Origin of the sequence: Xenorhabdus siamensis (assembly GCF_037996745.1) — a bacterium.
Lineage (GTDB): Bacteria > Pseudomonadota > Gammaproteobacteria > Enterobacterales > Enterobacteriaceae > Xenorhabdus > Xenorhabdus indica.
On record NZ_JBBMXE010000002.1, the window covers coordinates 239,283 to 259,082 of the forward strand.

Annotated in this window: 16 protein-coding genes and 1 pseudogene; 10 read left to right on the forward strand and 7 right to left on the reverse strand. The window is 41.6% G+C overall.

Annotated features, from left to right (window positions below):
- Positions 1-441: 441 nt before the first annotated feature.
- From mazG to rlmD, 3 genes are read right to left on the reverse strand one after another with little or no spacing between them, the layout of a single operon-like run.
- Positions 442-1,242, reverse strand: a complete 801-nt coding sequence (gene mazG / locus AAC852_RS02020) for a nucleoside triphosphate pyrophosphohydrolase (RefSeq protein ID WP_340619576.1) — start codon at positions 1,240-1,242, stop codon at positions 442-444.
- Positions 1,243-1,248: 6 nt separating this feature from the next.
- On the reverse strand, positions 1,249-3,492 hold the full coding sequence (relA, locus tag AAC852_RS02025) for a GTP diphosphokinase (protein WP_340619577.1): 2,244 nt from the start codon (positions 3,490-3,492) through the stop codon (positions 1,249-1,251).
- Positions 3,493-3,501: 9 nt separating this feature from the next.
- Positions 3,502-4,884, reverse strand: a complete 1,383-nt coding sequence (gene rlmD, locus AAC852_RS02030; protein ID WP_340619578.1) for a 23S rRNA (uracil(1939)-C(5))-methyltransferase RlmD — start codon at positions 4,882-4,884, stop codon at positions 3,502-3,504.
- A 53-nt stretch (positions 4,885-4,937) separates the two neighbouring features.
- On the opposite strand from rlmD, the gene AAC852_RS02035 reads away from it, so the two are divergent.
- Both AAC852_RS02035 and AAC852_RS02040 read left to right on the forward strand, forming a co-directional pair.
- Positions 4,938-7,286: an ATP-binding protein gene (locus tag AAC852_RS02035; RefSeq protein WP_340619579.1), complete on the forward strand. Its 2,349-nt coding sequence runs from the start codon at positions 4,938-4,940 to the stop codon at positions 7,284-7,286.
- A 12-nt stretch (positions 7,287-7,298) separates the two neighbouring features.
- Positions 7,299-7,719 (forward strand): annotated as a pseudogene (locus tag AAC852_RS02040) (DDE-type integrase/transposase/recombinase); the annotation flags it as partial.
- A 315-nt stretch (positions 7,720-8,034) separates the two neighbouring features.
- Here the strand turns inward: AAC852_RS02040 and AAC852_RS02045 are convergent.
- Positions 8,035-8,346, reverse strand: coding sequence for a hypothetical protein (locus AAC852_RS02045; protein WP_340619580.1), 312 nt, complete (start codon positions 8,344-8,346; stop codon positions 8,035-8,037).
- A 456-nt stretch (positions 8,347-8,802) separates the two neighbouring features.
- On the opposite strand from AAC852_RS02045, the gene AAC852_RS02050 reads away from it, so the two are divergent.
- From AAC852_RS02050 to AAC852_RS02060, 3 genes are all read left to right on the forward strand, one after another.
- Positions 8,803-9,225 (forward strand): ATP-binding cassette domain-containing protein, encoded by a 423-nt coding sequence (locus AAC852_RS02050; RefSeq protein ID WP_340619581.1) that lies wholly within the window; start codon positions 8,803-8,805, stop codon positions 9,223-9,225.
- Positions 9,218-10,426, forward strand: a complete 1,209-nt coding sequence (locus AAC852_RS02055) for an ABC transporter permease (protein ID WP_340619582.1) — start codon at positions 9,218-9,220, stop codon at positions 10,424-10,426. The genes AAC852_RS02050 and AAC852_RS02055 overlap by 8 nt, the downstream gene beginning before the upstream one ends.
- A 159-nt stretch (positions 10,427-10,585) precedes the next feature.
- A protein-coding gene (locus AAC852_RS02060; protein ID WP_340619583.1) for an IS1 family transposase occupies positions 10,586-11,283 on the forward strand; the annotation gives its coding sequence in 2 pieces (ribosomal slippage) (positions 10,586-10,835 and positions 10,835-11,283; 699 coding nt in all).
- A gap of 397 nt (positions 11,284-11,680) precedes the next feature.
- On the opposite strand, the gene dgt is transcribed toward AAC852_RS02060, so the two are convergent.
- The gene (gene dgt, locus AAC852_RS02065; RefSeq protein WP_340619584.1) at positions 11,681-13,216 is read right to left on the reverse strand and encodes a dGTPase; all 1,536 of its coding nucleotides are present in this window, start codon (positions 13,214-13,216) and stop codon (positions 11,681-11,683) included.
- A gap of 137 nt (positions 13,217-13,353) precedes the next feature.
- Here dgt and mtnN point away from each other — a divergent pair, with 137 nt between their 5' ends.
- Positions 13,354-14,052 (forward strand): 5'-methylthioadenosine/S-adenosylhomocysteine nucleosidase, encoded by a 699-nt coding sequence (gene mtnN, locus AAC852_RS02070; RefSeq protein ID WP_340619585.1) that lies wholly within the window; start codon positions 13,354-13,356, stop codon positions 14,050-14,052.
- 311 nt (positions 14,053-14,363) lie between these two features.
- On the opposite strand, the gene AAC852_RS02075 is transcribed toward mtnN, so the two are convergent.
- Positions 14,364-15,467, reverse strand: a complete 1,104-nt coding sequence (locus AAC852_RS02075; RefSeq protein ID WP_340619586.1) for a hypothetical protein — start codon at positions 15,465-15,467, stop codon at positions 14,364-14,366.
- A gap of 251 nt (positions 15,468-15,718) precedes the next feature.
- Between AAC852_RS02075 and AAC852_RS02080 the strand changes: the two genes are divergently transcribed.
- From AAC852_RS02080 to btuF, 3 genes are all read left to right on the forward strand, one after another.
- Positions 15,719-15,880 carry an IS1/IS1595 family N-terminal zinc-binding domain-containing protein gene (locus AAC852_RS02080; protein ID WP_340619587.1) on the forward strand — a complete coding sequence of 54 codons (162 nt, stop codon included), beginning with the start codon at positions 15,719-15,721 and terminating at the stop codon, positions 15,878-15,880.
- A 157-nt stretch (positions 15,881-16,037) separates the two neighbouring features.
- On the forward strand, positions 16,038-16,415 hold the full coding sequence (locus AAC852_RS02085; RefSeq protein ID WP_340619588.1) for a hypothetical protein: 378 nt from the start codon (positions 16,038-16,040) through the stop codon (positions 16,413-16,415).
- A 478-nt stretch (positions 16,416-16,893) separates the two neighbouring features.
- Entirely contained in the window at positions 16,894-17,745 is an 852-nt protein-coding gene (btuF, locus tag AAC852_RS02090) for a vitamin B12 ABC transporter substrate-binding protein BtuF (RefSeq protein ID WP_340619589.1), read from the forward strand.
- Positions 17,746-17,864: 119 nt separating this feature from the next.
- On the opposite strand, the gene erpA is transcribed toward btuF, so the two are convergent.
- A complete protein-coding gene (gene erpA, locus AAC852_RS02095) occupies positions 17,865-18,209 on the reverse strand; it encodes an iron-sulfur cluster insertion protein ErpA (protein ID WP_047681311.1) in 345 nt (114 codons plus the stop codon).
- Between the two features lie 278 nt (positions 18,210-18,487).
- Here erpA and hemL point away from each other — a divergent pair, with 278 nt between their 5' ends.
- Entirely contained in the window at positions 18,488-19,777 is a 1,290-nt protein-coding gene (gene hemL / locus AAC852_RS02100; protein WP_340619590.1) for a glutamate-1-semialdehyde 2,1-aminomutase, read from the forward strand.
- The last annotated feature ends 23 nt before the right edge of the window (positions 19,778-19,800 follow it).

The following is a 19,800-nucleotide window of genomic DNA, read 5'->3' on the forward strand; positions in this document are numbered from 1 at the left end:
TCTGTCCAATTGTAGAAATTTCAAATTGTAGTAATTTCCAAATGAAACTAATCACAACATAGATCAAAAAAAGCCCGGCTAATCTTAAGAAAAATCGGACTTTTTACATTAGCCTTTTTACAAAATAGTGTTAGCTGAGGATAAAGTCAGATAAGCACGCATTAAATTTTGCTGGATGAAATTTAATGATTGAATATTCAGCCATTTTTTCGCGAAAAAATGGATCACTTTCTAACAATATATCAAGTTCATTCCGGCTCATGGCGTTAAGCAAAATAACACCGCCACATCTTGGTGCTCTTTGGTGCTCTTGGCCCTGAAGCTAAAAAATGGCCGCTCAAGTACATCCATCCAAAAATGCACGGTGTTCTTCTAAAAATAGATCAACATCTGCTCATGGTTTTATATACGTGAGTATTATGACAAACATGTAATTTATCCCTAAATTTGTTGTTTTTTTACCCGCTGCCACATTGCTTCCATTTGATCCAATGTGGCAGTTTCCAATAACAATCCTTTATCGTGAAAAAGTTTCTCAACTTTGCGAAAGCGATTTTCAAATTTCTGACAAGCTTTTTGTAACGTTATTTCGGGTTTATGCCCTAAATGTCGGGATAAGTTAACGACGGCAAACAGTAAATCACCCAGTTCTTCCTCCACACGCGCATCATTTACAACCGCCTGCTTCGCTTCATCCATCACCTCGTCGATCTCTTCATAAACTTTATCCAGAACGGGCCCGACGGTATCCCAATCAAAACCAACAGAAGCACAACGTTTCTGGATCTTATACGCCTTCATCAATGCGGGCAGGCTGGCAGGGATATCATCCAGCACGGAATGTTGATCTTTTTCCGCTCTTTCCGCAGCCTTACGTTGTTCCCAACTACCAATGGCTTCTTCGCTGTTGATGCCTGATTGTTGATTGAAGATATGGGGATGCCTGCGTTCCAGCTTATCGCAAACCGCCTCGCAGATATCGTCGAAATCAAACAATTGCTGTTCTTTTCCCATCTGGGCATAAAAGACAATGTGAAACAGTAAATCACCCAACTCTTCTTTCAGGGCATTGGTATCATTGCGTTCAATGGCATCAATGACTTCATAGGTTTCTTCCAATGTGTAAGGGGCAATAGTAGAAGAAGTTTGTACTTTATCCCATGGGCAACCATCTTGGGGATGGCGCAACTGCGCCATAATCCCTTTAAGGCGTTCAATTGAAGTTAAATTTATCTTATCCATATTTTTCTAATCACCGTGCAGGCGTCTGGCTTCAATGACATCAGGCAGTTGGTTGAGCTTCGCCAGCACTCGTCCCAACACCTGTAAATTATAAATCTCAATGTTCATATCAATCGTAGCCAGTTGTTGCTTCACATCACTGCGGCTACTGACACCAAGTACATTGACTTTCTCATTGGCGAGTATCGTGGTGATATCACGCAGTAATCCGCTGCGATCATTGGCAATTACCCGCACTACGAGGGAATAACCACTGGAATAACTCTCTCCCCACACTGCATCCACAACCCGTTCTGGTGCACTGATTTCCAGCTCAGCCAGTTGATCACAGCTTGCTCTGTGGATAGAAATTCCACGTCCACGTGTAATAAACCCAACGATATCATCTCCCGGAATCGGTTGGCAGCAACGGGCAATATGGTGCATCAGATTGCCAACACCCTCTACGACAACCCGGCCATTGTCTTTTTGCGTATTGGTATTGCGTGGAGAATATGTTTTGTTCTCCAGACTACGGAGTGCCTTACGGTCTGCTTCTTCTGCCGTGGTTTTATTGAATTTGTTTTGCAGGAAATTCGCCAGTTGGTGAATACGGATATCACCCACACCGATACCAGCCAGTACTTCTTCTAACGAATGCACGTTATAGCGAGAAATAAGTTCTTTTTCGGCCTCTTTAAGCGTGATGCCTAAATGTGTCAGTTCATTGTCCAACATCTGGCGTCCGGCAATAATGTTCTTATCGCGATCCTGCTTACGGAACCAGTTATGGATCTTTGCCCGTCCACGGCTGGTAGTGACATAGCCAAGGTTCGGATTCAGCCAGTCACGGCTTGGGTTGGGGTGTTTCTGGGTGATGATTTCAATCTGATCCCCCATCTGGAGCTGATAACTGAACGGCACAATCCGCCCACCAATTTTCGCCCCAATGCAGCGATGACCAACATCGCTGTGAATATGATAAGCAAAATCCAGTGGTGTTGAACCAATCGGTAAATCAATCACATCCCCTTTTGGCGTGAAAACATAAACACGATCATCAAATACCTGACTGCGCACTTCATCCAGCATCTCGCCAGTATCTGCCATTTCCTCCTGCCATGCGATCAGTTTCCGCAACCACGCAATCCGGCTTTCATAACTACCTGATTTACCCCCACCAATCGCGGTGCCTTCTTTATATTTCCAGTGGGCAGCTACTCCAAGCTCAGCATCATCATGCATCTGACGGGTACGGATTTGGATTTCAAGTGTTTTACCGTTTGGCCCCAGTACCACGGTATGGATTGATTGATAGCCGTTTGGCTTCGGATTGGCAACATAATCATCAAATTCATCCGGCAGATGACGATAGTGAGTATGCACTATCCCCAATGCCGCATAGCAATCCTGTAACCGTTCAACGACAATACGGACTGCACGCACATCGAACAGTTCATCAAAAGAGAGGGATTTTTTCTGCATCTTACGCCAGATGCTGTAAATATGTTTGGGACGCCCGTAAATATCTGCGGAGATCCCTTCTTTGAGCATATACCGACGCAAAGTCGTGATAAATTTTTCTATATACTGCTCGCGATCAATCCTGCGTTCATGTAAAAGACTAGCTATTTTTTTATATTCATCAGGATGCAGGTAACGGAAGCAAAAATCTTCCAGCTCCCATTTTAATTGACCAATACCCAGTCGGTTGGCAAGAGGGGCATAGATATTGGAACACTCTTTTGCGACCAATACCCGTTCATCTTCACTGGCATCTTTTACTTCCCGCAAATAGGCGATCCGCTCTGCCAGTTTAATAACCACACAACGAAAATCTTCTACCATCGCCAGCAACATACGACGTACATTATCCACTTGAGTCGAGCAAGTAGAATCCGTATGAGTCGCTTTCAACTGGCGGATAGCATCCATTTCCAGCACACCGTGCACCAGATCTGTAATGGATTTTCCAAAGGTTTCTGTCACTGTTTCATTGCTGACTATTTTTGCATCAAGGAAGGGAAAAAGCAGTGCTGCACGCATACTGTCATTATCCATACTCAACGTAGACAGGATTTCTACCATTTCAACACCGCGCCACAACAGTAGCTCTGCATTGGGCTGATCCTGAACCTTCTCGTAACAGTAATGCCATGTTTCAGCTAATTTTTTACTGGAGTGTGGATTGACGATGTTTAAACTCGCGATCCACTTATCGACAGCAAATTCACCTGCTGGTGTGAGATGAGCACTTCTTACCGCAACCATAATTTCTCCCTACTCGATGGTCATCCGTTCACGGCAGAACAGTACCATGGACTCCAGATGACCAGTGTGCGGAAACATATCCAGCATCCGCACACTAACAAGATGATAACCGGCCTCTAGCAAAACTCTGCTATCCCGCGCCAAAGTTGTGGGATTACAAGAAACGTAAACCACTTTTTCAGGGGCCAGTTTTACTATATGTGACATGACGCCCGCAGCACCAGCACGGGCAGGATCCAACAATACCTTATTGAACCCCTGCGCAGCCCAAGGCTGCTGATGAATATCTGATTCCAGATTTTCGTGGAAAAAACTGACGTTATTAAGCCCATTTAGCCGAGCATTATATTGTCCACTTGCAACCAATGCCGCAACGCCTTCCACACCGACAACTGCCTGTACTTTAGTGGCTATCGGCAGCGTAAAGTTCCCCATTCCGCAGAAAAGATCCAATACCCGGTCTTCTGGCTGTAAGTCCAGCCACGACAGTGCCTGAGCCACCATTTGTTGATTAACTTCATCATTAACCTGAATAAAATCCCGTGGACTGAAAACCAGCTTCAAACCATCCACCTGATACCACGGCTCAGATTGCCCTTCCGCCGAATGTTCAGCAGACAGAGATTCTGGAAGCAACGCTCCAAGAGACAACAGCTCAAGGGATTTTTCATCGCCAGCCAGGTAAATCGCTACCTTATACTGCTCAGAAAAAATGCGTAGTGCCTCTCTGTCTTCATGCTTTATGGGGTCAAGATGACGTAAAACAACTAATGGGCTATTATTCGCCAGAATTAATTCAATATGCCCCAGTCGCTTAACGGCTTTCAGGCTGTTTAAACACTGAGATAATGGCTGTAACAATTTTTCCAGATCAGGGTGCATTACCGGACAATGTTTAACATCCACCAAATCGTTGGTCTGGCTCTGACGAAAACCCATCAATAACTTACGTTGTTTGACTTGATATTGCAGGCCGAGCCTTGCCCGACGCCGATACCCATATTCTGGGCTGTGGATGATAGGCTGAGCACTGATACTGACCCCTGTTTCCCGTTGGATCAGATGTTCAAGCACACCAGCTTTAGTTTTAGCTTGTAATTCAGCCGCAACATGTTGCTGTTGACAACCTCCACACACCTTGAAATGCGGGCAGCGCGGATCCACACGAAATGGGCTGTCTGATAACCGTTTTACCACCTTAGCTTTAGCAAACTGGCGTTTTTCTTCTGTCAGTTGAATTTGTGCCTGCTCACCGGGCAATAGCCCCTGGATAAAAATCGTTTTTCCCTGATGACGGGCAATACCCTGCCCTTGAGCATCAAGATTATCTGCGGTAACTGAAATAATACCTGGGTTTACGGAGCGACGGTTTGGAGAGTAAAATTGCACCATGATTCTGACTGACTTTGAAAAATTGAGTTTTGATTTTCCCACAATGGACGCTTATGACCAAATATAGCCTACGCACCCGTATGATGAGCCTGATTTTGGTTCCTGTTCTACTGGTCGGAACGCTTGTGAGTATATCATTTATCTCATACCGCTATTATGAGTTGAAGAGCCTGATAGTTCGTAGTGGGATTAGCATTATTGAGCCTTTATCCATTGCCAGTGAGGTGGGGATAAATCTGGATAACAGTAAGCGCGTAAAATCATTGATAAATAGCCTCCATCACCGCAATTCCGAAATCGTTATGGCTATTGCGATTTTCGATGAACATCATAAATTATTCGAAATTTCCAATGATAAATATGATGTCGATCTACTGCGCCTCAGACCAAATGATCCCATACCGACAACACTGACTAAAGAAGAAGATAGTAATAGTATCGTCCTGAAAATGCCGATTATCTCGGAAACCAATTCTGCTCATGAGGAGCGCAATCCTATCAATAATGCAACTCCTATCGGTTATATTGCTATTGATCTGGATTTACGGGCTGCTCAGCTTCAACAATACAAAGAAATCGCAACTTCTATCATTCTGCTGATCCTTTGCCTTGGAGGCACTGCGCTGTCTGCCCACATTTTGGTACGTAAGGTGACAGAACCCCTGGATTGTATGGTGAAAGCAGTTAACCGTATCCGTCAGGGGCAGTTAAACACGCGAGTCACGGGTGCCATGCCGGGAGAATTATCTGCGCTCCAAAACGGGATCAATACGGTGGCAAAATCCTTGTCAAAGTATAAAGATGAGATGCAATTGCATATCGATCAAGCCACTTCTGACCTGCAAATTACGATGGAGCAGTTAGAAATCCAAAATGTTGAATTGACTATTGCCAAGAAACGGGCACAAGAAGCCGTCAGGATAAAAACAGAATTTCTGGCGAATATGTCCCACGAATTACGCACGCCACTCAACGGCGTTATTGGGTTTACCCGTCAGATGTTGAAAACACCAATAACATCTCAACAGGCTGAATATCTTTATGTCATTGAGCGTTCTGCTAATAATCTACTGAAAATTATCAATGACATTCTGGATTTTTCACGTCTGGAGTCCAATAAACTGATACTGGATCAGGTTCCCTTTCTGCTGCGTGACACCGTCAACGAAGTTATCGAATTACTGACACCTTCTGCCAATGTGAAAAATCTTCCTCTGTATCATTACATTGATGACAAGTTGCCAAATCTGATGATTGGTGATCCCATCCGCTTGCAGCAAATACTCACTAACTTAATTGGCAATGCCATAAAATTCACGGACAAAGGCAGTGTTACGCTGGAAATCAAACTGCGTCAACAGAGACACCATATGGTACACATTGATTTTACCGTGACCGATACCGGCATTGGTATTAAATCAGAATATCGCCCTATTCTGTTTCAGGCATTCAATCAGGCTGATGCGAGTATTACCCGCCATTATGGTGGTACTGGGTTAGGATTGAGTATCACCAAAAAGCTGGTGAATGAAATGAACGGAGAAATCGATTTTACCAGCGAGCCCACTAAAGGGACGGTATTTTATTTTGATATCTGGCTGGAAAAAGAAGATATCCTGTCGGGCTTTTTACCAGAACGTTTGCCTCAACCTCCCGCGCTCCCCCGTTTGTCCATGACAGTCATGGCAGTAGATGATAACCCGGCCAATTTGAAATTAATTGGCACACTCTTAAATGAACAAGTGGAAAATACCATTTTATGCAGTAGTGGTATGGAAGCCCTGAAAATGGCGGAGAAACACCCATTAGACCTCATTCTGATGGATATTCAAATGGCGGATATGGATGGCATTCAAACTTCAGAACAGATCCACCAACTACCTGAGCATAAACAGACACCGATTATTGCTGTCACTGCTTTTCTCTGTGATGAAACTCGCAATAGAGACCATTCACCTTTTACCGACTGTCTGTTCAAACCATTGGATGAAGTTCGCTTAAAAGCCCTGCTGAATCAATACAGCCCGACAAAAAAGCCACAAGTTATCGATTGGCGGCTGGCTTTACAACAAACTGCCGGTAAAGAATCATTGGCGCGGGAAATGTTAGAAATGTTCGTGCAACCTCTGCCAGAAATGAAGGCCATGATTGAGCAGGCTTTAACTTCAGAAGGTGAATCTCATCGCAAACAGTTTGCCCATCACGTTCATAAATTACATGGTAGTTGCTGCTACAACGGTGTCCCCAAACTAAAAGCGATTTGTGAACTTATTGAGAAACAGTTGAAACAGGGGACTCCTCTGGCCGATTTAGAGCCAGAATTGCTGGAATTCATTGATGAGATCAACCACGTTATTGCGGCAGCTCCTGATATATTAAGAACTGCCAAAGAACTTACTTAACCTTATATCTAAGTGACAGGTCAGTGGAAATACCTTTACCGGACGGTCGATACCGATGGTCAGACGATTGACTTCCTGCTGAACGCTCACTGTGATGCGGCAGGCACTCTGCATTTTTTCCGTAAGGCGATGCGTCAGCACGGCAGACCCGCCGTCATAACCATCGATAAAAGTGGGGCCAATACCGCCACGCTCACCCTATTCAATGCTGGGAAATCGCCGCAGGAGTTGATCGAAATCTGGCAAAACAACTACCTGAATAATCTCATTGAACAGGACCATCGCCATATCAAACGCCGGGTCAGTCTGATGCCAGGATTTAAATCGTTCCGCCGGGCACAAACGTTACTGGCAGAGGATCGAACTCGTTACTATGCTTCGAAAAGGCCAGTATCAGCAAGAGGAGGGTGAACGGTTATCCACGGCTAAATAATTTTATCGTTTAAAAAAACGTATCTCATTATCGCTTAGGCTGATTTATTTAATGCGACAGAGCCGATAAGAACTTTCATTGAGCGCGAGTACTATTTCTAGTGCTCAATCTAACCATTTAATACATGACCACAGTATATGTTTTTATTTTATATTTGAAATATTGGAAAATTAGTTGAAATTATGAAAGGAAATAAAATCGATTAATAAAGGAAATAACGAAATGTAATATCCTAAAACCTCGTTATTTAACGAGGTTTATTGTATTTATCAAAAGATTATACTGAAAGACTTTAGGGTAAAATTTTAGACTCATCTACCAGACTACTCTACCTAAATAGTAAGCTCCAAAGCCTTTTTGTGACCCTTTAAATAAACACTCTCCAGTTTTACGTTGGAGTTCCCATTTAACATTTTGCTTAAGATCGTCCTCATACTTAATATATGAGACAGCAAAATTATTGTAAGGATTGATAACATACTTCTCATACAAATAACCTTTATCGTCATGAGATTTTTCAGTTACTCTCTGACTAGGGCAGGGAGCGATATTGGTTGCCGATGCAGTTCCAATTCCTCCAATTAATACCGCAGCCAATGCACCGACGGTTAATAATTTTTTGAACATAAAAATTCTCCTGTCATAGTTTTAGAATTTGCAGATTAAATGTGTTTTTATAAATACAAGTATTATAACTCAGGCCAAATCTAAATCATTGTTTAATGAAGTTGCAATTTTAAAATTTGAAACAACCAATATATTAAATTTCATATTATAAACTTGCCCACAATTATCATAATTTATAATAAATAATTATGAGGGCATTAATTATATAAATGGAGTATTTTGATTGTAACTGCAACGCATTATACTAAAACTATATATATTTAAATAAATTCAATTATTATTTGGTCATTAATCTCTCTGCGTTAATATAGGCATATCATTTTAATAATGATAGTATTATTTTTTATAAGGGTAAATAAACACAAAAAACAATAAACTTACAGTCAGGCTGGCTTTTATTTAGGGAGGTCAGACAAAGGCAATTATAAATATTAAAATGGGAAAGTTATAAAAACAATGGATCATATAAATACCACTCAGTCTACAGCACCGATATTACTGGTTATCAATATGCAAGGATTAACCCGCACTTATCAACAAGGTGAAAAGGGCGAAGCGCCAGTTCTGAATAATATCACAACACAAATTTTTTCTGGTCAGAGTTGCGCTATTGTCGGTACATCAGATTCAGGTAAAAGCACATTGCTGAATATTCTCGGTCTGCTGGATAAACCCACCGCCGGGAAATATTTTCTTTGCGGCATTGATATGTCAACGGCAGATGAAATCTTATCGTTGCTTTCTTCTATTCACACAAATAATGCAATGACGCTGGTCCTAATAATCTATGATTCTATGGTTGCAAACCATATGCAACGCGAATTTCGTATACTTTATGGGCAGTTGTATGAAATCAGAGGAATGACAATACATGCATGATAAAAGCCAGTTCAGCAACTACGGTATGTCAGCATTAATGATGTGGAAAGAAGCCTGGCGTAATTTAATGGCGACAGGGAGAAGTACACTGCTTGCTTTATCGGGGATTGCTATTGGCTGTGCGTCTGTTGTGGCATTTGTGAATACCGGGCACAATGCCACTCTTTCTGCATTGAAAATGTTCAGCGGGCTTGATATCAACGTCATTACAACAAATCTATATTCCTACCATGGTGGTGTTAATAGTGATTCAATTAAAACGACTGACCTGAAAACAGCGATTCCCAGTTTATCTTCAGTTGCACCGTGGATTTATTATCCTTCCCCTGTACGCTATAACGGAAAAACAGAAAATCTTATCCTGATAGGTTCCACGGCAGAACTTGAAGAAGTTATGCAACTGCAACTTCGTTATGGCCGATTTATCTCTGATTATGATCAGCATTCGCCTTATCTGGTCATCGGTAATGAAGTCGCCGTTACTTTCGGTGAAGGGGATGCATCACGGATACTTGGAAAACAAATTCAGATTGGTGATTATTTATATACAGTCATTGGTGTTTTCGATGTAAAAGGGCAAAACCCTATTTTTCCTTTTTCACTGGATTCGGTCGTTGTGGTTCCTCTTAATGCCATGCGTAAAATATCGCCCAGTGCAGATCTGAATGGTATTATTTCCCGCACTGTAACAAGCGCCACCACAGAAGCCGATGCAAATAACTTATTAACGTTCTTTAAGCATAAGTTTCCCACAGTTGACATTGATGTTCGAGTTGCTCAGCAATTACTGCAAGGGCAAACAGAACAAAGCAAAACTTTCTCTTTTATGTTGATCGGATTAGCGGGTATTTCACTGCTCACCGGCGGCATTGCAATTTCCAATGTCATGTTGATGAACGTCTCAGCTCGACGAAAAGAGATCGGGTTACGTATGGCTTTAGGCGCGCGAATTCAGGATATCCGGCACCTGTTTTTATATGAAGCTGCTGCACTGACTTTTACCGGTGCAGTTCTTGGCGCACTGGTCGGTGTCATTGTTTCCTTTCTTTTTGTGCTTTATTCCGGTTGGTCATTTTCTCTGGCTCCTTTATCCATTCCGTTAGGAATAGGTAGCTCAATCGTAGCGGGGCTTATCTCCGGCTTTTATCCCGCACATAAAGCCTCACAAATGGAACCCGTACAGGCATTGCGTGATGATTAAAGAATATTTCTTCTATAATTCATTAACTTTGTTTTTATTTTTTCCAGCAACCGTCCACTCAAAAAGAAATTAAAGCCCCCTTTCCGGGTATCATGCTGGGTCATGCTCCCAATGATTAGATCTTGTGATAAACTCCCTACTTTTTATTCTGGGTGAGATATGGCTAAAGTGGATGTGATTTGTCGTTACTGTCATAAAACAGACGAGGTTAAAGGGCATGGAAAAGGACGTACTGGACATCCTCGCTATCACTGCTATGCCTGTCGCAAAACCTTCCAACTGCACTATACCTATCAAGCCTGCCATCCCGGTATGAAAGAGCGAATTATTGATATGGCCATGAATAACGCCGGTGTTAGGGACACGGCTCGGGTTCTGAACGTCGGCATTAACACCGTCATTCGCACATTAAAAAGCTCACACCAAGACAAGTAACTACGCTGCCGCTTGCGGGCAGTGAGATTCATCTTGTTTGTGAAATAGACGAGCAGTGGTCCTTTGTCGGTAATAAGAAAAATCAACGCTGGCTCTGGTATGCCTGGGAGCCGAATAGGAAACGGGTAGTGGCACATGTGTTTGGGGATCGCAGCAGGAAAACGTTGAAAAAGCTGCTGGCTCTCTTGTCTCCTTTTACTATCCGGTTTTACTGTACAGATGATTATGCCGTTTACGATTGTCTGCCTAAAGAAAAACACCTCACGGGAAAGAAATTTACCCAACGTATTGAGAGAACAAATCTTACGCTTCGTATCCGGATAAAGAGGCTGAATAGAAAGACAATAGGTTATTCCAAATCCGAAGAGATGCATGACAAAGTGGTCGGTACGTTCATTGAGCGTGAATACTATCTTTCATAACAGATCTAACTATTGGGAGCATGACCATCATGCTGAGGGCGGCTCAAGGAGAAAACGGAAAAAGTTTAACGATTCAGGCTGAATCCGGCAGGTAACTGTTGGAGAAGCGATGCCGGAAGGTATGGGAGTTCATGGATTAGAAAAGGGTTTTATCGCATTGCCTCGTTGAAAAGTCATTAAAAAATTTAAATAAATTTCATTTGGGGATGAGATTTCCTCTCTTGAATACCTATTCTGAACACCTGATTTTTTTATGCAAAAAGTACTGAATTCTAGAATATTATGGTTCTGTCGCATTAGCGGAACATCAGATAAGCTCCCCCTGTTTTTGAGCGAGTACAGAACGATGTCCTTGATCCGAGTTGATTATTTAGCGACAGCTTAAACAGAACTCAGATTACTTAGATACCATAAACTTACGATATTCCTCGTATGCATAATGGTCTGTCATGCCACTGATGTAGTCCTGAATGAGACGGGCACGATAGTAAAATTCGAGCACATCTTTCTCAGCTTCATCAGTGGTGGTGATCCCCTCTACAGCTTCGTTATAAGCCAGCCGATGTTTGGTGGAAAGCTTATGCAACAGACGCGTTTCAATAAAATATTTTTTGTGGAAATTATTTCGGTGTAGTTCCAGAAAATCCTGTCGGGATAATTCCAGCAATGGGCTATATACATTCAATAAGCCGGTAATAATTCGGTAGCCCTGCAACTCCAGCTCTTCCACTTCCGGGTGATTAAATACCCGCTTCCGCGTAACGCTTTTTAATGTACTCAATAAACGATACTCTTCGCCGTTAGCTTCCAGCAAAGCATGATTGAAAGTTCCTGCGTAAATTTCAGGCAGATGATCAATAAAACGTTGAGCCGTATAGGGAACCAGCCGCCCGGTAATAAACACGCGCAGATACATAAAAAACTGTTCATGAATATTACGGCGGGCTTCATTATTGGTTGTTTTTTTATAAGCCTGAGTAACTGTCAATTCAAACAGATCACCTTTTCTGTAACCTCCATTTTCCTCCCACTCCTGTTTTAAATACCCCACCAATTGCTCAACATTGAAAATACCCTTTTCAACAGCATCATCCAGATCTGCGATACAATAAGAGATATCATCTGCGGCCTCCATAATATATGTCAGTGGAAAACGGCAGAATTCCCCTAATTGCAGCTCTTTTTTTAATTCACCGATAAAACTGTCTTCTGACCAGTAATAACCTTTTTTCTTCATCAGATAACTGAATTCTGCCGGAGATTCTTCAAGGCGGTAAGCCGGGCAAGTGTATTTCAGAATACAACCAATTTGGGCATAAGTCAGATTCAGTTTAAGCAGGCTGTGTGCCAGCCGAATGGCCTGAGCATTACCTTCAAACTGGCATAGATCCATACGTAATTGACGACGGAACAGATCTTTTTTCTCTTCACCACATAAACGTAACGCTGCGACCTGACATTTATCTTGTCGATTGGCATGGTCAGTGGACTCAGGTAAAAATTCAGGATCGAGCCGACGGGAAAACCAATCCTTAATTGCCGCCTCACCAAAATGACCAAATGGGGGATTGCCGATATCGTGCATCAAACAGGCCATCTCAATCAGGCTTTCAAAAGCAATCAAACGCTCATTCAGACCATATTTTTCCAATAAATTCTTTTTTGCCAATTCTGCAATAATCGTTTTTGAGATATAACGACCAATCTGCTGGACTTCCAATGAATGGGTTAATCGGCTACGCACGGAGGCATTACGTTCCAATGGAAACACTTGTGTTTTCTGCTGCAAGCGCCGAATAGCTGCTGAATTGATGATACGCCCGCGATCACTTTCAAACTGACGATTTACCTGCTCCTCGTCAGCAGAATGCATGAAAGTGTGTCTATATTTACGCTGGAAATTCAATTTTTGCTTGAAATCAATCTTAGGCATCAATCCCCCCATACCGAATAATACGATTATTTATAGCCGGAATCTCCGGCAAACGGTTATTCAATGATACACTTCGGTTTAAATCAGGCCTATTCCGGTAGGCACAACCCATTAATAACAAAAGTGAGTATGACACAATGAAAGTAGGTGTAATAGGTGCAATGGAACAAGAAGTGACTTTGTTACGCGACCAGATTGATGGCCTGCAAACATTGTCACGGGGTGGCTGTGAGATCTATACCGGTAAGCTGAATGGTGTTGACGTCGCTTTGCTGAAATCCGGTATCGGTAAAGTCTCTGCCGCACTGGGAACCACCTTGTTGATTGAACACTGCCAGCCGGATATTGTGATTAATACAGGTTCCGCAGGCGGTCTTGATCCTAAACTGAAAGTGGGCGATATCGTAGTGTCGGAAGAAGTACGTTACCACGATGCGGATCTCACCGCCTTTGGTTATGAGCCGGGTCAAATGGCACAATGCCCTCCTGCTTTTATTGCTGATATTCAATTAATTTCTTTAGCCGAAAAATGTATCCAGTCCCTTAATCTGAACGCAGTCCGTGGCCTGGTGTGTAGTGGCGATGCCTTTATCAATGGCTCAGAACCATTAGCGCGTATCCGGGCTACTTTCCCGAAAGTCGCTGCGGTTGAAATGGAAGCAGCAGCCATTGGCCACGTTTGTCACCAATATAAAGTGCCTTTCGTTGTGGTTCGTGCTATCTCTGACGTTGCAGATCAGGAATCTCACATCAGCTTTGATGAGTTTCTGGTTGTTGCTGCACGTGAATCCACCCGGATGGTCAATGCCATGCTAACCGAACTCAGTAAACAGTAACCGCTTAGAGCCTAATGGAATAGGCTCTAATACAACTGAAAGTTCTGTCAGCTCAGATGACAAATAATGCTCGTCCTCTTTTCTACCTATTGCTTTTTTCACCTATGTGAATGCATTCGTGAAAGTCACTGACTAAATCCGGTCGTATCGAGACCAATCATGAAAGTCACTATCATGATAGCTAAAAAAGCTGTTTTTCTTTCTTACTATGCCTATGCGCCCTATGTACTAAATTTATTTTAAATCATCTTTCTCTTCTTTCAGAACAAAGCAGTCATGTTCTGCTCTGCCCTGAATTCAATTATGGCTGATTAATAAAGAATACTTCCTTCCAAAAAACATGAAGCATTCCGATCAATCAAACATTCACAGTTCTCACCCATTACACCAAGTGCAGTCAACCACATCTCTTCGAGTCGTGCCCTTGCCATATTAACCCCCTTTTCCCGCGCAAGGAGTGACAGTATATAAGTCGTTCCAGAAACGGTATAACCAGCTAGTTTTAACCGAGCGCACTTTTCTGCCAGTAAAGCTGGATTTTCCCTCATTTCGCTTAATGTCTTACGAATGAAATCATGCTGTGTAGCCATTTCTGCAACAATTTTGGAATTCAGGAAAGAATTTCTGGATACTTCATTTTTAATAAGATAATCAAGAGAAGACATCAAATGATAACTTTCCATTGGCTTGATAACTGAGACATCTGCGCCATGCCATATATCCATTAATGACCAAAGATCCATTTCCTCTACATTACCAGGTTGTATTTTTTGTCCAGTATTATGACCTATGCTGTCAAGATAAACATATGCTATACTTGTTTCACTATTTTGTGAGAACGAAAATATTTTTGTATTATTTCCCCCTTCGACAATTCCTTTTTTTGTTAATTTAACTTCTTCCGGAATACGTCCTAAAGTAATTACTCCATACACTTGGTTACGAGATAATATGTATCCAACACGCTCTAATAAAGTGTAAGTTTTTTCTCTATCAAAAGATTTATGATCGCGTAAAATCCCCCACTGACCATCTGATGTTAAAGCTAAACCGAAAGGATCGACAATAAGCTTTATTGGTAAATGTTTTATTTCCTGCTGTATCAGCGAAAGTATCGTTTCAAACGTTGTCATGCTCTCATTAATATCATTGATATTTCCGGCATGAGAAACAAAACGCAGGGATATGTACTGTATGCCCAGATGGTTCACACGTATAATTTCATCTACCGCCTTTTTCCATCCATAAGTAAAATAACCTGGTAATCCTTTTGCTGGCTTTAGTGCATTTCTATCTAAATCTGAGCTGACATCAATAGCTTGAGAAAGAAAATTGGGGGTTATTTTGTGAATAATTTCAGAAAATATCCGACGGGAAAAATGGGGCTCCAGTAAAGCATACTCAATACTAACCATAATATATTCCTGTTTGTTTAACCAAAATCTCCACCTTTGAAAAATATTTTTAATTTAAATAAAAATTAGTTTCAACTTTTTTAAAAACATATTAAATAATACATTAATTATATTTTGATAGACTAATCAAAGAAAAATAAAAAAACATACTTCACAAAAAAACACTTTATTACGAATGTTAATTATGAGGAATTCTACAATAGTTGGTAAATATTAAACACCATACTCCCCAACTTTTTGCAAGAAATAATATGGCTATGATAGAAATGAAGTGTCTATCTTATCAACAAACTGAGTCGATGAGAAAACATGGTACAAGTCAAGGTAAACGTCAGCGCTATCGTTGTCTTTCCTGCCATCACATTTTTCAGCTTGAATATGCTTATCGCGCTTGCCAGGCGGTCAACATCTGAAATACTGAGGTATAGATGTATTACTTATGTAATAAATATTAATGTGATGAGTTCATGCTATTTGAATGAAGTTTATATATATTAGTGTTGCTATTATTTTTTCATGATAAGACCCGGTTTATTTCTCTAATACATATGATATTGATAGAGGTTCAATATGAATAAAAACACAATGGATTATAATGACCCTGATGAACCATATTATGGACCATTTACAGTAGGTGGAAATATTATTTATATAGATGTTGCAGCACCTAATATAGATAATATATATGTTACTATAGAGGATTTAGATACAAGAAAAGCCATTTATGATGCTCAATTAGCCTATGGTATAAATGATATAGTTGGATCTAAAAATATATTACTTGATAATGCTCTACTAACCTATGGAATAGAGTCAAGCCCTGGTGATAAATTATTAAAAATTTTAGAATTAGCATTAGTACATAATAAAATAGTGAAGGTAACAAAACATATACATGAAGAAACAATTTATATAGACCATATAGCGTTAGTCAGAGATTTAAGTTAATAAAAATACCTACTAAAGTAATCTTCTGAGTCACGGGGATTATTTTTTTAAAACCAGAAAACGGGGCTATATCAATACAATTACCCTGTTTACGATTTCTACAACCCCCTAAAATTCGTTATCTGGTAGTTACCAAACAAAATAGGAAACTACCAGACTATGTTTGAACCGTTACATGTATTCCTATTTGTTTAACCAAAACCTCTACCTTTGAAAAATATTTTTTAATTTAATACCTAATTAACTTAAAAATAGCTTCTGTGTTAGATAGTTAGATTACTTATTAAAAATAGTATTTATGCCTGATGAAATCCCCTATACCCTATGAATCTCAAGATTCAGTAGTTGCACCTCGAAATCTATAGTCACCTTCTTTTTTTATTTGTAACACTGATTACAGCAATATCACTATTGCCACCGATGAGAACATCTGTTTACAGAACAATTAGAACTGTAATACTCACATGGAGCATAAATAATGAAATCACTTTGGAAAAATGCCTCTCATCACTTTACCTCGATAGCATTTTCATTTCTTCTATACAGCTTTTTATACATTTTCAGTACCCCACTTTATGCGGCTGCATCCCGTGTTATCAGCCTTGCTCCTTCCACAACTGAGCTTGCCTATGCGGCGGGAATGGGCGACCAGCTTGTCGCAGCCAGTGCTTACTCCGATTATCCTGAAGCAGCGAAAAAACTGGAACGAGTCGCAGACTGGCAAGGCATCAATGTTGAAAGGATCATTGCCCTGAAACCTGATTTAATTTTGGCATGGCGAGGGGGTAATCCCCAAAGACCACTGGAACAACTCGCGGCATTAGGCATTCCGATTTTTTATTCTGATGTGAAAAAAGTAGAAGATATTGCAATAGATTTGGAGCGTCTGGCGGCCTACAGCCCACAGCCTGATATAGCCAAAAAATCTGCTGCGGATATCCGGCAAAAATTCAACCAACTAAAGCAGACTTATGCCAATTCAAATACCAAACCCGTATTTATACAATTTGGCATAAATCCGATTTTTACCTCATCCCGCCATTCTATTCAAAGTGAAATTGTTTCCGTATGCGGAGGAAAAAATATATTTGCCGATAGCCCAGTTCCATGGCCTCAGGTTAATCGTGAGCAAGTTCTTGTCCGTCAACCAGAAGTCATTGTGATGGGTGGAACCGAAGAACAAAAGCAGAAAGTCGCAGAATTTTGGCAGCCACAATTAAACGCCAGAATTATTATTCTTAACGATGATTGGTTCAGCCGTGCCGGGCCGAGGATTATTTTGGCGACAGAACAATTATGTCAACAGTTAAACGATGTTGAACGGAGATAAGCGATAAACAATGAGACAAGGCTAATGACAATAAACATGAGGGCAATGTTTTCATTGCCCTCATGTTTTGGATTTGATGAATAATTGGATTTGATGAATAAGATGAATAAATAGTGGAATCAGATGCTAAAAGAAGAACCACAACCGCAAGTGGTTTTTGCATTCGGGTTAGTGACAATAAAGCGAGAACCTTCCAATCCTTCGGTATAATCGACGCTACCACCTACCAGATATTGCAGGCTCATCGGATCAACTACCAGCTCAACACCTTGTTTCTGAATTGTTAGATCACCTTCGTTGATTTGGTCATCGAAAGTGAAACCATACTGGAAACCGCTACAACCACCACCTGTAATATAGACCCGCAAACGCAGGTTCGGGTTATCTTCATCTGCAACCAATACCTTAACTTTGTTGGCTGCGGCATCAGTAAACTGCAAAGGTAGTGCAGCATCATCGCTCATATTTTTACTCCAGTCCGGTTTTCCGGTAAAGTTCTCGGAAAGTTGTTGGATGCCCAAGAGAAAGGGTATAAACCTTCTGATCAGTTAACGGTGATTATCTAATACCTGACTGATTCGTTCAAGTTTTTGCCATGTATACCCTATGGATTTCAAGATGCAGGGTATACACGATATCCCCCCACTCATTCTTATGATGGAGTCTTATGATTTGGCTTACCTATTAGGGTCATTTAAAATGGCGGCTTCATATACCCATCGTCTTTCAGGAGCATTTATTAATGAGCCAGTCCGAAACACTTTACTCTCAGGCAAAACATGTCATCCCCGGTGGTGTTAACTCCCCGGTACGTGCTTTTAACGGCGTTGGCGGTACACCTGTTTTTATCCAACGTGCCGATGGTGCCTATCTTTATGATGTCGATGGTAACGCCTATATCGATTATGTTGGTTCGTGGGGGCCAATGGTTCTCGGACATAACCACCCTGCCATTCGTAATGCTGTCATTGAAGCCGCTGAACATGGCCTAAGCTTTGGTGCTCCAACGGCTGCCGAAGTAGAAATGGCCAAACTAGTAACAGAACTCGTTCCCTCTATGGATATGGTTCGCATGGTGAATTCAGGTACAGAAGCGACCATGAGCGCCATTCGCCTGGCACGAGGATATACTCAACGCGATAAAATCATCAAATTCGAAGGTTGCTATCACGGTCACGCAGACTGTTTGCTGGTAAAAGCAGGCTCTGGCGCTCTGACCATCGGGCAACCAAATTCACCGGGAGTTCCTGCCGACTTTGCCAAACATACTCTGACCTGTATCTACAATGATCTGGATTCAGTACGTGCTGCCTTCGAAAAATACCCGGAAGAAATTGCCTGTATTATCGTCGAACCTGTCGCCGGAAATATGAACTGTATTCCTCCACAGCCGGAATTTTTACCGGGACTGCGTAAACTGTGTGATGAATTCGGTGCTTTACTAATTATTGATGAAGTTATGACGGGGTTCCGTGTTGCTTTAGGTGGAGCGCAAGAATATTACAGTGTTGAACCAGATCTCACCTCTCTTGGAAAAATCATCGGTGGCGGTATGCCTGTAGGTGCCTTTGGTGGCCGTCAGGAAATCATGGAAAAACTGGCACCAACCGGCCCGGTTTATCAAGCCGGAACGCTTTCCGGTAACCCTATCGCGATGGCTGCCGGTCTGGCCTGCCTGAAAGAAGTTGCCCAGGTTGGTGTTCATCAGCGTCTGAGTGAACTGACTGACAAATTAGCGTCTGGTCTGAAGAACGCGGCATCAGAAGCGGGTATTCCTCTGGTGATTAATCACGTTAGCGGTATGTTTGGTATTTTCTTTACCGACGCAGAAAGCGTTACCTGCTATCAGGATGTGATGAAATGTGATGTTGAACGCTTTAAGAAATTCTTCCATTTCATGCTGAATGAAGGCGTCTATCTGGCTCCATCCGCATTTGAAGCGGGATTTATGTCCATCGCTCACTCAGATGAAGATATCCAGCGTACCGTTAATGCGGCAGCTCGTTGTTTTGCTAACTCGTTGTTTTGCTAAATTGAAGTAATCGGTTTCCTCCA